8 protein-coding genes and 3 rRNA genes are annotated in these 16,606 nt (G+C 43.4%); 9 read left to right on the forward strand and 2 right to left on the reverse strand.

Translation table 11 applies throughout. The features are described from left to right. Window positions 1-13 precede the first annotated feature (13 nt). A complete protein-coding gene (gene gyrA / locus PQ477_RS07635) occupies window positions 14-2,530 on the forward strand; it encodes a DNA gyrase subunit A (protein WP_144557343.1) in 2,517 nt (838 codons plus the stop codon). A 34-nt stretch (window positions 2,531-2,564) separates the two neighbouring features. Here the strand turns inward: gyrA and PQ477_RS07640 are convergent, their stop codons facing one another. Beyond that, window positions 2,565-2,729, reverse strand: coding sequence for a hypothetical protein (locus tag PQ477_RS07640; RefSeq protein ID WP_158332031.1), 165 nt, complete (start codon window positions 2,727-2,729; stop codon window positions 2,565-2,567). Between the two features lie 125 nt (window positions 2,730-2,854). Here PQ477_RS07640 and PQ477_RS07645 point away from each other — a divergent pair, with 125 nt between their 5' ends. The 4 genes from PQ477_RS07645 (at window position 2,855) to rrf (ending at window position 9,578) form a co-directional block, all read left to right on the forward strand. Further along, window positions 2,855-3,826 carry an SDR family oxidoreductase gene (locus tag PQ477_RS07645; RefSeq protein ID WP_035396910.1) on the forward strand — a complete coding sequence of 324 codons (972 nt, stop codon included), beginning with the start codon at window positions 2,855-2,857 and terminating at the stop codon, window positions 3,824-3,826. Between the two features lie 534 nt (window positions 3,827-4,360). Then, window positions 4,361-5,908 (forward strand): 16S ribosomal RNA (locus PQ477_RS07650). Between the two features lie 407 nt (window positions 5,909-6,315). Then, window positions 6,316-9,252: ribosomal RNA gene (locus tag PQ477_RS07655) — 23S ribosomal RNA — on the forward strand. 210 nt (window positions 9,253-9,462) lie between these two features. Then, window positions 9,463-9,578: ribosomal RNA gene (gene rrf / locus PQ477_RS07660) — 5S ribosomal RNA — on the forward strand. Together the 16S, 23S and 5S rRNA genes form the textbook arrangement of a ribosomal RNA operon. A 443-nt stretch (window positions 9,579-10,021) precedes the next feature. Here the strand turns inward: rrf and PQ477_RS07665 are convergent. Then, the gene (locus PQ477_RS07665; protein ID WP_274273313.1) at window positions 10,022-10,963 is read right to left on the reverse strand and encodes a YaaC family protein; all 942 of its coding nucleotides are present in this window, start codon (window positions 10,961-10,963) and stop codon (window positions 10,022-10,024) included. 126 nt (window positions 10,964-11,089) lie between these two features. On the opposite strand from PQ477_RS07665, the gene guaB reads away from it, so the two are divergent. From guaB to PQ477_RS07685, 4 genes are all read left to right on the forward strand, one after another. Beyond that, a complete protein-coding gene (gene guaB, locus PQ477_RS07670) occupies window positions 11,090-12,547 on the forward strand; it encodes an IMP dehydrogenase (RefSeq protein ID WP_274273314.1) in 1,458 nt (485 codons plus the stop codon). Window positions 12,548-12,649: 102 nt separating this feature from the next. Beyond that, window positions 12,650-13,987, forward strand: coding sequence for a D-alanyl-D-alanine carboxypeptidase family protein (locus PQ477_RS07675; protein WP_274273315.1), 1,338 nt, complete (start codon window positions 12,650-12,652; stop codon window positions 13,985-13,987). 83 nt (window positions 13,988-14,070) lie between these two features. Then, complete coding sequence (locus PQ477_RS07680; protein WP_035397861.1) at window positions 14,071-14,850, forward strand: carbon-nitrogen family hydrolase; 780 nt, start codon at window positions 14,071-14,073, stop codon at window positions 14,848-14,850. 32 nt (window positions 14,851-14,882) lie between these two features. Beyond that, entirely contained in the window at window positions 14,883-16,565 is a 1,683-nt protein-coding gene (locus PQ477_RS07685; RefSeq protein ID WP_274273316.1) for a PucR family transcriptional regulator, read from the forward strand. Window positions 16,566-16,606 lie beyond the last annotated feature (41 nt).

Below are 16,606 nucleotides of genomic sequence, written 5' to 3' on the forward strand. Positions count from 1 at the left end.
CGGAGGTTTTTGTATGGCTGAAGAAGATGTGTCGAGACTTAGAGAACGATTAATTGATGAAGAGATGAAAGAATCATTCATGGATTATGCCATGAGTGTTATTGTTAGCCGAGCTCTTCCTGATGCACGAGATGGAATGAAGCCGGTTCACCGCCGTATTCTTTATGCGATGTTTGAATTAGGAATGACACCTGATAAACCGTTTAAAAAATCGGCAAGAATTGTCGGAGAAGTTTTAGGGAAGTACCACCCTCACGGAGACTCTTCTGTATACGATACAATGGTTCGTATGGCGCAAGATTTTAGCTATCGTTATATGCTCGTTAATGGACATGGAAACTTTGGTTCTATTGATGGAGATTCGGCGGCGGCAATGCGTTACACAGAATCAAAGATGTCGAAAATCTCCATGGAGCTTGTTCGTGACTTAAACAAGGATACGGTTGACTTTGACGATAACTACGATGGTACAGAGCGCGAGCCTAAAGTATTGCCAGCGAGATTCCCAAACCTTTTAGTGAACGGTACTTCTGGTATTGCCGTTGGGATGGCGACGAATATCCCTCCTCATCAACTAGGGGAAGTGATTGATGGTGTGCTTGCATTATCAAAAGACCCAGAGATTACGATCCCAGACTTAATGGAGCACATTCCTGGTCCAGATTTCCCTACTGGAGGAGAAATTTTAGGACGTTCTGGAATTCGTAAAGCTTATACGACTGGTCGCGGGTCCATTATGGTGCGCGCAAAAACAGAAATTGAAGAGAAAAAAGGAAAACAGTCTATTATTGTGACTGAACTACCTTACCAAGTAAATAAAGCTCGTTTAATTGAAAAAATTGCTGAACTCGTTCGTGATAAAAAAATAGAGGGTATTACCGAGCTGAGAGATTCATCTGACCGAAATGGTATGCGTATTGTTATTGATATCCGTCGCGACGCAAATCCAAACGTCATTTTAAATAATTTGTACAAGCAAACAGCTTTGCAAACGAGTTTCGGAATTAATATGTTGGCACTCGTTAATGGCAAGCCTGAAGTATTGAATATAAAACAGGCGTTAGAGCATTATTTAGCGCACCAAGTAGAAGTTATTCGTAGACGGACACAATTTGATTTAAATAAAGCAGAAGCTCGTGCGCACATATTAGAAGGGCTACGAATTGCACTAGACCATATTGATGAGATCATCGCGTTAATTCGTGCGTCAGCAACAGCTGAAATTGCTCGAAATGGATTGATTGAACGCTTTGAACTTAGCTATGATCAGGCGCAAGCCATTTTAGATATGAGATTACAAAGACTGACTGGTCTTGAACGAGATAAGTTAGAACAAGAATACAAAGAAGTAATGGCTCGTATTGCAGAGCTAAGAGCTATTTTAGCTAGTGAAGAACGTGTGTTAGAAGTTATTCGCGAGGAATTAGAATTGGTTAAGCAGAAATTTAATGATGAACGCAGAACGGTTATCTCGATGAGTGAAGAACATCTTGAAGATGAAGATTTAATCCCTCGTCAAAATATCGTCATTACCATTACACATAACGGTTATGTAAAGCGTCTACCGGTTTCTACGTACAGAGCACAAAGACGTGGTGGTAAAGGAATACAAGGAATGGGAACAAATGATGATGATTTTGTTCAACATTTGTTTATAACAAATACCCACCATACCATTTTATTCTTTACTGACAAAGGAAAAGTATATCGTTTAAAAGGCTATGAAATTCCTGAATTAGGACGAACAGCAAAAGGGATCCCAGCCATTAATCTCTTGCAAATTGAGCCAGGGGAAACGATCAGTACAGTAATTCCAATCGAAGAATTTGGCGACAACTCTTATTTATTCTTCTTAACGGAACATGGTATTGCGAAGCGAACAACGTTGTCCGCATTTGCAAATATCCGTAAAGGTGGTTTGTTCGCCATTAATTTGCGTGAAGGCGACTCGTTACACGGTGTCCGTTTAACAGATGGGGACCGAGAGATGATGATTGGTACAAGGCAAGGAATGGCTATCCGTTTCCATGAGACGGATGTTCGTGACATGGGACGAACTGCTGGTGGTGTAAAAGGGATTACCCTTTCGAACGATGATGGTGTAGTTGGAATGGATGTTATCAACGAAGACCAAAAGGTGCTTGTTGTAACGGAAAAAGGTTACGGAAAGCGCACAGAGCTGGAAGAATACCGTGTTCAGAGCCGAGGCGGTAAAGGCATTAAGACGTGTAATGTAACCGACAAAAACGGTCCGCTTGTGTCGTTAAAGATGGTTGGCGAAGACGATGACATTATGATTGTAACGGCGAATGGTATTATTATTCGGACAACTGTTGAAGGGATTTCGACAACCGGAAGAAATACACAAGGGGTTACTCTTATCCGTGTTCAGGAAGGCGAAGAGGTAGCAACCGTTGCCCGAGTCAATATTCATGATGAAGATGTAGAGGATCTTGAGGATAGCGAAGAATTAGAAACGACAGAAGCTACAAACGATATAGAAGAAACCACTGACTCGAATGAAGAATAAAAGAAACTGTCCTTTTGGACAGTTTCTTTTTGCTTTAAAGGACTGGGTACTCTGGATCAAGTCGAGGATGAGTGTAAAAGGGAGGTCTAGGTCCTATTTTTGGAACAAGCCATGAATCTCCTAAATAGTGCATACGCTCATGTTCTGATGAATCGCTCTTTGTAAGCAGGGTGACTTCAGGATAAAGTGTAAAGTTCATAAGACTGCTCCTCCTTTGTAACTTACTATATGCAAAGTCAAAGAGGGAGAAGTATGTCTCTCAGCAAAAAAGACGTGCACGTAGGTAATCGCCTATTCATAGTGTAGGATTATCGAGGTGATGAAATGACCAATGAATTTGACAAAAAGCGTGAGATTGAAGAGCTTCAACAATGGTTTCATTCAAATATAAAAGAAGGAACTTATCCTTTATATCCTAGCTATGGAAAGATCACACGCTATGAAGAACTAAATTTAACGGGCCCCGAACAAAGACAATTGGAGCAACCGGGAATTGAATCATTAATGGTTCCGCGTCCTATTATAGAAAATGAACAATATAAAGGTTCTGGAAAACTAGAAAATAAAGTCGCCATAATTTCAGGCGGTGACAGTGGAATTGGTGCAGCGACGGCAATTGCGTTTGCAAAAGAAGGTGCTAACTGTGTGATTAGCTACTTACATGAGCATGAGGACGCCTACCGAACGAAGAATAGGATTGAGGAATTAGGACGTCGCTGTTTACTTATTTCAGGGGATGTGAGTTTAAAAGAAAAAAATGAAGAAATTGTACGCCGAACGATTGAGACTTTTAAAAAGATTGATATCGTCGTTAACAATGTCGGTATCCAATTTCCGCAGCAATCGATTACCGATATCACGGACGAACAATTTGATCACACGTTTAAAGTGAATGTGTACTCGCATTTTTACTTAACAAGAGCAGCTATGCCCTATTTAGAGCCTGGAAGCTCCATTATTATGACATCTTCTGTCGTAACGTATGTGGGAGAGCCACAGCTTGTTGATTATACGGCGACAAAGGGAGCGAATGTAGGATGGACGAGAGCTCTGGCGAAACAAGTTGGAAAAAGAGGGATACGTGTAAATGCGGTGGCACCAGGTAAGATTTGGACCCCGCTTATTCCGTCTAGCTTTTCAGCAGATGATAATGCCCTACCTGTAGATAATGTATTTGGTAGAGTAGGTCAACCTTTTGAATTGGCTCCCACATATGTGTACTTAGCTTCAGACGATTCACGTTTTGTAACTGGTCAGGTTTTACATGTTGATGCGGGGCAATCAACAAATAGTTAATTGTTAGTGGCCGTAAACTAAACACAAGCTTTTTATGGATCATGAAGATAATAGTAAAAGAGAATAATTGATTAGAACGAGAATGGTGTGTGCTTGAACCAGCAACGCTGTTCTCGTTGTCAATTTAGTGGCTGAATACATTCTTCTTAGGTTCGTTTGCTAATAACGACGAAATACATGAATAGGAGAGTACGTATGTAACTAACATAGTGTTGTTGAACTTACTGAATAGAAACAAGTTAAATGAATAAAGCTGAAAAAAGTTTAAAAATATAGTTGACGATTTATTAATAGAATGATATATTATTACTTGTCCTCTTAAGAGAGGCGCAAACAACTTAATTATAATTTAAAAAAAGTTGTTGACTTTATACGCAAGAAAATGGTATATTGATTGAGTCGCCAAGAGAGATCGAGGCGCAAACGAGTTCTTTGAAAACTGAACAAAAGCCAAGCGTAAAAAGAGATACAAGGTATCTCGTCAATGAAGTTAGACACAGCTTTAAAATGTGCAAATGAGCAAGTCAAACACTTTTAACGGAGAGTTTGATCCTGGCTCAGGACGAACGCTGGCGGCGTGCCTAATACATGCAAGTCGAGCGGACAGAAGGGAGCTTGCTCCCGGAAGTCAGCGGCGGACGGGTGAGTAACACGTAGGTAACCTGCCCCTTAGACTGGGATAACTCCGGGAAACCGGAGCTAATACGGGATAATAGAGAGAATCACCTGATTCTCTTTTGAAAGACGGTTTCGGCTGTCACTAAGGGATGGGCCTGCGGCGCATTAGCTAGTTGGTAAGGTAACGGCTTACCAAGGCGACGATGCGTAGCCGACCTGAGAGGGTGATCGGCCACACTGGGACTGAGACACGGCCCAGACTCCTACGGGAGGCAGCAGTAGGGAATCTTCCGCAATGGACGAAAGTCTGACGGAGCAACGCCGCGTGAGTGAGGAAGGCCTTCGGGTCGTAAAGCTCTGTTGTGAGGGAAGAACAAGTACCGGCGTAACTACCGGTACCTTGACGGTACCTCACCAGAAAGCCACGGCTAACTACGTGCCAGCAGCCGCGGTAATACGTAGGTGGCAAGCGTTGTCCGGAATTATTGGGCGTAAAGCGCGCGCAGGCGGCTTCTTAAGTCTGATGTGAAATCTCGGGGCTCAACCCCGAGCGGCCATTGGAAACTGGGAAGCTTGAGTGCAGAAGAGGAGAGTGGAATTCCACGTGTAGCGGTGAAATGCGTAGATATGTGGAGGAACACCAGTGGCGAAGGCGACTCTCTGGTCTGTAACTGACGCTGAGGCGCGAAAGCGTGGGGAGCAAACAGGATTAGATACCCTGGTAGTCCACGCCGTAAACGATGAGTGCTAGGTGTTAGGGGTTTCGATGCCCGTAGTGCCGAAGTAAACACATTAAGCACTCCGCCTGGGGAGTACGGCCGCAAGGCTGAAACTCAAAGGAATTGACGGGGACCCGCACAAGCAGTGGAGCATGTGGTTTAATTCGAAGCAACGCGAAGAACCTTACCAGGTCTTGACATCCTTTGACCACTCTGGAGACAGAGCTTCCCCTTCGGGGGCAAAGTGACAGGTGGTGCATGGTTGTCGTCAGCTCGTGTCGTGAGATGTTGGGTTAAGTCCCGCAACGAGCGCAACCCTTGATCTTAGTTGCCAGCATTTAGTTGGGCACTCTAAGGTGACTGCCGGTGACAAACCGGAGGAAGGTGGGGACGACGTCAAATCATCATGCCCCTTATGACCTGGGCTACACACGTGCTACAATGGATGGTACAAAGGGCAGCGAAACCGCGAGGTGGAGCCAATCCCATAAAGCCATTCTCAGTTCGGATTGTAGGCTGCAACTCGCCTACATGAAGCCGGAATTGCTAGTAATCGCGGATCAGCATGCCGCGGTGAATACGTTCCCGGGTCTTGTACACACCGCCCGTCACACCACGAGAGTTTGTAACACCCGAAGTCGGTGAGGTAACCTTTTGGAGCCAGCCGCCTAAGGTGGGACAAATGATTGGGGTGAAGTCGTAACAAGGTAGCCGTATCGGAAGGTGCGGCTGGATCACCTCCTTTCTATGGAGTTTTTACTCTAGTCGATGTATGACCTCGGGTCATATAGCGCTTTGGATCTTTTGTTCAGTTTTGGAAGAATTCCTCTTCCAATTGAAAATGCGAAGGTAATGGATACCACGCTTAGAACGCCACGTCCTGTGGCAACGCCTGGTACCTACATCCTGTAGGCATGGTTCTTTGAAAACTAAATCATAATCAATCAACTCAAATTAGTTTTGTTCATCGGTGTTACAACTGTTTGAACGAGACGTCAAGAATTCATAAACCTTTTAGGTTAACTGTTTTACAAAGAGACCCAAGTAGATCAAGGATGGGAAATGCTTGATGGAAGGAGCGTAGTTCGCTACGTAACTGACAGAAAGACAGGAACCAGACGAAGAGATACGAAGGGAATCTGAAGTAAAAATGGATAAGTTAGAAAGGGCGCACGGTGAATGCCTTGGCACTAGGAGCCGATGAAGGACGCGACGAACAGCGATATGCTTCGGGGAGCTGTAAGTAAGCTTTGATCCGGAGATTTCCGAATGGGGGAACCCACCATCCGTAATGGGATGGTACTCCTGCCTGAACACATAGGGCAGGGTGAGGCAGACCCGGGGAACTGAAACATCTAAGTACCCGGAGGAAGAGAAAGCAAATGCGATTTCCTGAGTAGCGGCGAGCGAAACGGAATCAGCCCAAACCAAGAGGCTTGCCTCTTGGGGTTGTAGGACACTCTATACGGAGTTACAAAGAAACGGAGTAGGTGAATTGTCTGGAAAGACAAGCCGAAGAAGGTAACAGCCCTGTAGCTGAAACTTCGTTTCCTCCAGAGTGGATCCTGAGTACGGCGGGACACGTGAAACCCCGTCGGAATCCGGGAGGACCATCTCCCAAGGCTAAATACTCCCTAGTGACCGATAGTGAACCAGTACCGTGAGGGAAAGGTGAAAAGCACCCCGGAAGGGGAGTGAAAGAGATCCTGAAACCGTGTGCCTACAACTAGTCAGAGCCCGTTAATGGGTGATGGCGTGCCTTTTGTAGAATGAACCGGCGAGTTACGATAACGTGCAAGGTTAAGCTGATGAGGCGGAGCCGTAGCGAAAGCGAGTCTGAATAGGGCGAGTAAGTACGTTGTCGTAGACCCGAAACCGGGTGATCTACCCATGTCCAGGGTGAAGGTCGGGTAACACCGACTGGAGGCCCGAACCCACGCATGTTGAAAAATGCGGGGATGAGGTGTGGGTAGGGGTGAAATGCCAATCGAACTCGGAAATAGCTGGTTCTCCCCGAAATAGCTTTAGGGCTAGCCTCGAGTGATGAGTTTTGGAGGTAGAGCACTGATTGGACGAGGGGTCCCCACAGGATTACCGAATTCAGTCAAACTCCGAATGCCAAAAACTTTAACTCGGGAGTCAGACTGCGAGTGCTAAGATCCGTAGTCAAGAGGGAAACAGCCCAGACCATCAGCTAAGGTCCCCAAGTATACGTTAAGTGGAAAAGGATGTGGAGTTGCTTAGACAACCAGGATGTTGGCTTAGAAGCAGCCATCATTGAAAGAGTGCGTAATAGCTCACTGGTCGAGTGACTCTGCGCCGAAAATGTACCGGGGCTAAACGTATCACCGAAGCTATGGCAATCCCAGTAGGGATTGGGTAGGGGAGCGTTCCAAGGACTGTGAAGCTAGATCGTGAGGACTAGTGGAGTGCTTGGAAGTGAGAATGCCGGTATGAGTAGCGAAAAGAGGGGTGAGAATCCCCTCCGTCGAAAGCCCAAGGTTTCCTGAGGAAGGCTCGTCCGCTCAGGGTTAGTCGGGACCTAAGCCGAGGCCGAAAGGCGTAGGCGATGGACAACAGGTTGATATTCCTGTACCACCTCGTATTTGTTTGAACGATGGGGGGACGCAGAAAGGTAGGGTGAGCGCGCCGCTGGCTGTGCGCGTCGAAGCATGCAAGGCTGGAACATAGGCAAATCCGTGTTCCGTGAAGGCTGAGCTGTGACCGTGAAGGACCCAAGGGTCCGAAATCCCTGATCCTCCGCTGCCGAGAAAAGCCTCTAGTTAGAATACAGGTGCCCGTACCGCAAACCGACACAGGTAGGCGAGAAGAGAATTCTAAGACGCTCGGGAGAACTCTCGTTAAGGAACTCGGCAAAATGACCCCGTAACTTCGGGAGAAGGGGTGCTCTATTAGGGTGTTAAAGCCCGAGAGAGCCGCAGTGAATAGATCCAAGCGACTGTTTAGCAAAAACACAGGTCTCTGCGAAGCCGTAAGGCGAAGTATAGGGGCTGACACCTGCCCGGTGCTGGAAGGTTAAGAGGAGGGGTTATCCCGTAAGGGAGAAGCTCTGAATTGAAGCCCCAGTAAACGGCGGCCGTAACTATAACGGTCCTAAGGTAGCGAAATTCCTTGTCGGGTAAGTTCCGACCCGCACGAATGGTGCAACGACTTGGATACTGTCTCAACGAGAGACCCGGTGAAATTATAGTACCTGTGAAGATGCAGGTTACCCGCGACAGGACGGAAAGACCCCATGGAGCTTTACTGTAGCTTGATAGTGAGTGTTGGTACCATTTGTACAGGATAGGTAGGAGCCTTGGAAGCCGGAGCGCTAGCTTCGGTGGAGGCGTCGGTGGGATACTACCCTGATGGTGCTGACATTCTAACCTCGACCCGTGATCCGGGTCAGGGACATTGTCAGGTGGGCAGTTTGACTGGGGCGGTCGCCTCCTAAACAGTAACGGAGGCGCCCAAAGGTTCCCTCAGAATGGTTGGAAATCATTCGTAGAGTGCAAAGGCATAAGGGAGCTTGACTGCGAGACCTACAAGTCGAGCAGGGACGAAAGTCGGGCTTAGTGATCCGGCGGTGCCGTATGGAAGGGCCGTCGCTCAACGGATAAAAGCTACCCTGGGGATAACAGGCTTATCTCCCCCAAGAGTCCACATCGACGGGGAGGTTTGGCACCTCGATGTCGGCTCGTCGCATCCTGGGGCTGAAGTAGGTCCCAAGGGTTGGGCTGTTCGCCCATTAAAGCGGCACGCGAGCTGGGTTCAGAACGTCGTGAGACAGTTCGGTCCCTATCCGTCGCGGGCGTAGGAAATTTGAGAGGAGCTGTCCTTAGTACGAGAGGACCGGGATGGACATACCGCTGGTGTACCAGTTGTTCCGCCAGGAGCATCGCTGGGTAGCTACGTATGGACGGGATAAGTGCTGAAAGCATCTAAGCATGAAGCCCCCCTCAAGATGAGATTTCCCATGGCGTAAGCCAGTAAGACCCCTTAGAGATGATGAGGTTGATAGGTCAGAAGTGGAAGTGTGGCGACACATGGAGCGGACTGATACTAATCGGTCGAGGGCTTATCCTAAATTTCTTGAGTTTGAGTATGATGATTTGATTTAGTTTTGAAAGAATCACCGATTCTTTTTAACAAGAAGGATTTCATTCCTTTGACAAAGAGCAACAAGAAGATCGAGGACTAGAAGTGCTTGAAGGAAGGAGCGTACTTGCGTACGTGACTGACAGAAAGACACAAATAGGACGAAGAGATTCGCCGTTGATCTGACGTCAAAATAAGTCTGGTGGCAATAGCAAAGAGGTCACACCCGTTCCCATGCCGAACACGGTCGTTAAGCTCTTTTGCGCCGATGGTAGTTGGGGGCTTCCCCCTGTGAGAGTAGGACGTTGCCAGGCAATCAGAAAGACACCTGAAAAGGTGTCTTTTTTTTGCGTAGAAAGAAAGGTGCAAAAGAGCTGCGCTTCGACAGAAGCGAGTCAGACAAAGAAAACCGCCGTAAAATACGAGCACGATAAAAAAGAACACCATGAAAAAACAACGAAGGAAAGCAGCGTGCACCCCCCAGTGAGACGAAAGGGTTGTTTTCGTAAAAGCTTCATGGGAAGCATCGTGGATCAATTAACAAGAGGAACGTCCTCGAAGAAAACCACCCTGAAGCCAAGGGACGTTGTCATCTAAAACGTCTTGATTTAAATGCCTCCATAGGCAGTAGAAAGCTTACTAAAGAATAAAACGAAACAAAAGAGGGCCTCATATGGGGGTTACTCGTTTCACGCAATAAAAGGCTTGTAAATGACTTTTAAATTGATAAGGCTATCGCCTTCAACAATAAGCTAGGTTAGCGTTGTATTATTTTTTTGAGAACAACCTGTTGACTATCTTTTTCTACAAGGTCTAAGAAATTCTTAATGAACGGCATTTCATCACAATCTAATGTATGCAATCTCTCTCCCCACCATTCTGTTTCATAGCGGCAAATCATGCTGAGGTTATAGAGCACAAGATAGTAGACCATTAAAGTTGGGAGCTTCATGTAGTCTGTTTTATTTGAATGGAGAGCATATGTCTTTTCATTTACAAATAGAAGTGGGTTGATGTTTCGTTCTTTTAATACATCAATAGGGTGTAAGACAATCGTATCCTTTTGTTCACTAATGTTTAACGTTTGTTTGTAGCCATAGCTGACTAAATAATCCTTGAATCGTTCAGCTGTCATATGATAGGCATCAAGCACACTGGAAGGGAAAGTGAGTGATTGATTTTTGTTAAGTGTTCCATAGTAATAAGGTTGTTCAGCAAGCAGGTGAACAAAAGCATCTTGCATTGGTGGTAGTTGTTTAAATAAGAGAGCCATGGAGTATTTGTCAGAATATTGATTTGGTTTCATGTGAAACATTTTTTGCATCAGGTGGGGAAACAAGCCATCTTGTTGTACTTTTACTTCATCAGCTAAAAACGAATAGCCTTGCTTCTTTCTTTTTCTTGTCGAGACGCCATGAGACAATACGGATGATTTCGCTGGGTAGTCTGGGTCGTATTTGAGAATACAGGCTTTTAAAAGCTGAGAAAGTCCATAAAATAAAAGCATTGGCTTGATCGCTACAGGAGCTTGCTTAGCCTGAGTGTAGTAGAGCTGACCATGTTGAATATGATACATAAATCGATAGGAGTTCATGTAGCTTTTAGAAGAGGCAACATCTTCTTTTTCAAAAAGCTGATACTGTTCTTTTAGAAAATCTTGTGTAAAACTGGCTGATTCAAAAAAGGTAAAATCATTCATAGAGGGATCCATCCTTATGTACAGTGAATTCAGAAAAGTGCTACTTAAACCCTTGTCTTGACAGTAGTTTGCCCAGTTGATAAGCTACTAATAATATTTTCTGGCTTTTTTAAGGGGGCAAATACGATGTGGGACGATAAATTTAAAAAAGAAGGCTTAACATTTGATGATGTTTTGCTTTTACCGGCTAAATCTGAAATTCTTCCAAGAGATGTTTCAGTTGCAACAAAGTTAAGTGAAAATGTAAAGTTAAATATTCCAATTTTAAGTGCTGGTATGGATACTGTAACGGAATCGGAAATGGCTATTGCGATTGCTCGTGAAGGTGGTATGGGTATTATTCATAAGAATATGTCCATCGAAGAGCAAGCTGAACAGATTGACAAAGTCAAACGTTCTGAAAGTGGCGTTATTACAGATCCATTTTTCTTAACACCAGATCGCCAAGTATTTGATGCTGAGCATTTAATGGGTAAATATCGTATTTCAGGTGTACCTATCGTAAACGATTCTCAACATTTAGTAGGGATTCTAACAAATCGTGACTTACGCTTTATTGAAGACTATTCCATTAAAATTGATGATGTCATGACGAAGGAAGGTCTTGTTACAGCCCCGGTTGGAACGACTTTAGAAGAAGCAGAGAAAATTTTACAAAAATATAAGATTGAAAAATTACCACTCGTTGATGATGAAGGTGTGTTAAAAGGGTTAATTACAATTAAAGACATTGAAAAAGTAATTGAATTCCCTAATTCAGCGAAAGACAAGCAAGGTCGTCTTCTTGTAGGTGCAGCGATTGGTGTGTCTGCAGATGCTGATGTTCGAATTGAGGCGGTTGTAAAAGCAGGAGCAGATGCTATTGTCATTGATACTGCACATGGTCATTCACAGGGTGTATTAAATAAAGTAGCTGATGTAAGAGCAAATTATCCAGACCTCACCATTATTGCAGGGAATGTTGCTACTGCTGAAGGAACAAAAGCATTAATTGAAGCTGGTGTAAGTGTTGTAAAAGTAGGAATTGGTCCAGGGTCTATTTGTACAACACGTGTTGTTGCTGGAATTGGTGTTCCACAAATTACTGCCGTGTATGATTGTGCGACAGAAGCAAGAAAACATGGTGTGCCGATCATTGCTGATGGGGGTATTAAGTACTCTGGTGATATTACTAAAGCATTAGCTGCTGGTGGACATGCTGTGATGCTAGGTAGCTTGCTGGCAGGTGTTTCTGAGAGCCCTGGAGAGACTGAAATCTATCAAGGGCGCCAATACAAAGTCTATCGAGGCATGGGTTCACTTGGAGCGATGGAAAAGGGAAGTAAAGATCGTTATTTCCAGGAAAATAATCAAAAACTTGTTCCAGAGGGAATTGAAGGACGTACATCTTATAAAGGACCATTAGCGGATACGGTTCACCAATTGGTTGGTGGTGTTCGTGCTGGTATGGGTTACTGTGGAACGGCTACGTTAACAAACTTAAGAGAAGAAGGCCAATTTGTCCGAATTACTGGTGCAGGCTTAAAAGAGAGCCATCCACATGATGTACAAATAACAAAAGAGGCTCCAAATTATTCGTTATAATCGACAAACTTTTGACTAATAGATAGGGACTTCCCTATCTATTTTTTTGTATGTTAGCATGATACAATAAGAAACATGTGTAGAAATAGTGGAGGTGTCGTTTTGAAAAGAAATAACCGAGCGAAGTGGGCAAGAATGTCTTTATTGTTCACATTAATTTTAGCTCTAGTAACAGTACCTTATCAAAAAGCAGAGGCGAATACAATAAATGTGGATGCGTCTGCTGCAATAATGATAAATGGAGATACAGGACAAATCCTTTATGAAGATAATATAGATGAGCAGTTAGCTATCGCAAGTATGACAAAAATGATGACAGAGTATTTGTTGTTTGAAGCGATTGAAGAAGGCCAAGTTTCTTGGGATGATACGGTTACAATTGAAGATCATCTATACCCTTTATCACACCAAGGCGGTCTTTCGAATGTAATGTTACGTTCGGACTATGATTATACGGTGAAGGATCTGTATGAATCAATGGCTATCTATTCTGCAAATGCATCGACAATGGCACTTGCTTCTCATATTGCTGGATCAGAATCGGCTTTTGTTCAGCAAATGAATGAGAAAGCAGCAGAATTAGGCCTTGATCATTATGATTTTGTAAACTCCAGTGGTTTGCCGAATTCTAGTTTAGATGGTCATCATCCGGACGGTACTCCAGCAGACGCAGAAACAACTATGTCCGCTCGTTCTGTTGCACAACTTGCTTTTCATCTACTAAATGATTATCCGGAAGTGTTAGAAACAGCAAGTATTCCTTTTGCTGAATTCCAAGCGGGACCAGATGAAACGGTAAATATGCCAAACTGGAATCAAATGTTACCAGGTATGAGTCATGAATACGAAGGCGCAGATGGATTAAAAACGGGCACTACAGATGCTGCAGGGAACAGTTTCACAGGAACAGCCTTACGAGACGGTACCCGACTTATAACGGTTGTAATGAATGCAGGAGATCCACAAATTCGAACAGAACGTTTTGATGAAACAGCGAAATTGTTTGATTATGGATTTGATCAGTTCGAAGACATTACTGTTGTGGAAGAAGGCCAAGAGCCAGAAGACAACACGTTCACTGTTAGCGGTGGAAAAGAAACAGAAGTCTCCGTTGTCACTTCCGAAAACTTGAATGTAGCAACACCAAAAAATGCAAATCAAGACTACACACTCGAAGTCGTTCTTGATGAAAAGCTCTTGAATGAAAATGGAGAACTTGTCGCACCAATAAGCGAAGGCGAGCGAATTGGTACGTTAAAAGTGAACTTTGATGATCCGACGGAATACATTCAAGGAACACAGTTAAGCGGAGTTGCACTAGTAGCAACAGAAGATATTGAAGAAGCTGGCTGGTTTACAATGTCAATGAGAGGTATCGGTTCATTCTTCTCAAGCATGTGGACGAGTCTTACTGATACAGTATCTGGCTGGTTTAATTAAGTAAATGAAAGAAGCAGTTCTATTGTGGCTGCTTCTTTTTTCACTATTTGGGTACATAAACGAAAGAGGGAGTTGATTATATAATGAAAGTGGCACTGTATCAAGGGGATATCGAACTTGGTGATGTTAAGAAAAATAGTGAGCGTGTGACAGCATGGATGGAACAGCTTTCTAAAGAGAAAAGTGTGAATTGTGTTATTTTACCCGAATTGTGGTCGTCAGGTTATGCGTATGATCAATTAGAACAGATAGCGTCTCAAGAAAAACAAACAAAAGCCCTGTTGGTTGAACTCGCTAACACCTATAAGGTGCATATAATTGGAGGATCAATCGTTACAAAAAGAGAAAATAAGTTTTACAATACAGCTCTTGTTTATAACAAAGAAGGGGCATTGGTTAATCAATATGATAAAGTGCATCTAGTGCCAATGCTAAACGAACCTGATTTTTTTGCAGCTGGTCAAGAACCGCCACGTTTATTTACTTTAGATGGGTTAACGATAGGCATAATGATTTGCTATGACCTACGTTTTCCTGAATTGGCAAGAAAACTAACGTTAGCAGGTGCAGATGTATTAGTCATTCCTGCTGAGTGGCCAAAAGCAAGAACAGCTGTATGGCGTACATTGCTTCAAGCACGAGCGATTGAAAACCAAGTATACGTTATTGGTGTTAATCGCATAGGGTCTGATACTCAAACCGCGTACGGTGGTCATTCGGTTGTTATTCGACCAAGTGGTGATGTAGTAGAAGAAGCAACTGAAGATAAAGGAACGATTATTGCAGCTTTGAAGAAAAAGGAGGTTGAACAGATTAGAGAAGATATTCCATTATTAAAAGACCGCAAACCTGGTCTTTATTGAGAGATGTAGCTGCAGAATAGGGGTGCAAAGTCATGTTAAATTTAAGTGAAATCATGAAGTTAGACATCATGAAGCCTGCTACGATTAAAACTGCTATTGAGCATGTAGGCAATAAACAAGTGGAGTGGGTCTCTATAACCGAGGCACCAGTAGAAAACTTTATACGTAAACACGAACTTGTTTTAACAACAGGTATTGGTTACGGTCATGATCCAAAACAATTTTATGAATTTGTATCCGACGTCATTAAATCTGAAGCTGCTGCGTTAGCAGTAGCGACAGGTCGCTATATATTTGAGTTATATGAAGACGCGAAAGCACTAGCAGAAGAACATGAATTTCCCATTCTATTTTTGCCATGGGAAATTCGATTTGCTGATTTAACGCAAGCGGTAACTGCCCGTTTGTTAGATCAAAAGCAAGAGCATCTCCGATTTACGCAGCATATTCAACAAGAATTACTCTCCCTTACTCTTGCAGGCAATCGATTATCAACAATCGCTGACCATGTTTCGAACTGTATAGCGGTACCTATCGTCATAACAGATCATGTAGGTACGTTAAAGGGGAGAAGTCATCTTGCCTCCCATTCATTTGAAAAGCAAATACGAAATGCGTTAAACGACGTGAAAGCATTTGATTCCTCAAGCGAACACCATCCTCTTGAAAGCAAAATTCAAGAAATTGTTGTGGGAGAGAATACGTTGTATGTATTACCAATTATCCAAACAAATCATGATATTCAAGGCTATTTGTTTACAACGCCACTGAGTGGATCAGACAAAATTGATGAACAAAGCTTTTTCATTATTTTAGAACATACAGTAACCGCAGCCGCGTTCTGGTTTTTACAGGAAAACGCTGTTCAAGAGGCGGAGGCAAGGATTCGAGATAATTTCGTTGCCGATTTAGCTAATGGGATTCACACAAAGCCTCTACATGCAAAAGCACGTGCGTTTGGCTATAATTTACATTTATCTTATCTTGCAATCGTTGGTTTTCCTCATAATTTTGAGACGTTATTCTCGCAAATTGGTCAAACGGCTACTTATGAAGAATGGTTAACGAGTATGATTCATTACATTGAGGAAGAAATTTATTTCGCAGGGTCGACGATTGAACGAGGATGTATGTCAACTTTTTTAGATGGTCAAATGGTCATCTTCTTAGAGGTTTCTGCAGAGGATTATAAAGCAACGGTCAATAGTTTTTTAGACTTATTATACCGTAGATTGGATCATTTATTGCCTGATGTTGAACTTACTTGGGCAATAGGAGATGCAGCCATTGAGCCCAATAGATTTGCAACTCGTTTTACAGAAGCAAAACAGGCACTGCAATTAGGGTTGGGTCGACTTGGTAAAGGCAGTCGAATTTATTTCAGCGATACGAAAATTGATCGAGTCATGCACAAAATCGGTACAGTTGGTGAAATTAAAGAGTTAATCACCGGTTACGTTCAACCGCTTATTGATTATTCGACAATGAGAGAAATTGATTTACTTGAAACCTTTATTGTGTACCAGCGAAATCAAAATAAGGTGTCTCAAACAGCTCGTGTTTTGCACCTTCACCGTCAATCTCTATTATATCGACTTAGAAAAATTGAGACCATTACAGGCTTATCTCTTGCGAATCCTGATAACCTTTTTTTGTTGGATTTATGTATTCGTACGTATCAAATAAATAAGAATATGGAGACACCTCAGCTGTAGGTGTTTTTTTTGTGTGTGGAATAAGATCTGACGTTCAAAAT

This window comes from Shouchella hunanensis (assembly GCF_028735875.1).
Classification (GTDB): domain Bacteria; phylum Bacillota; class Bacilli; order Bacillales; family Bacillaceae_D; genus Shouchella; species Shouchella hunanensis.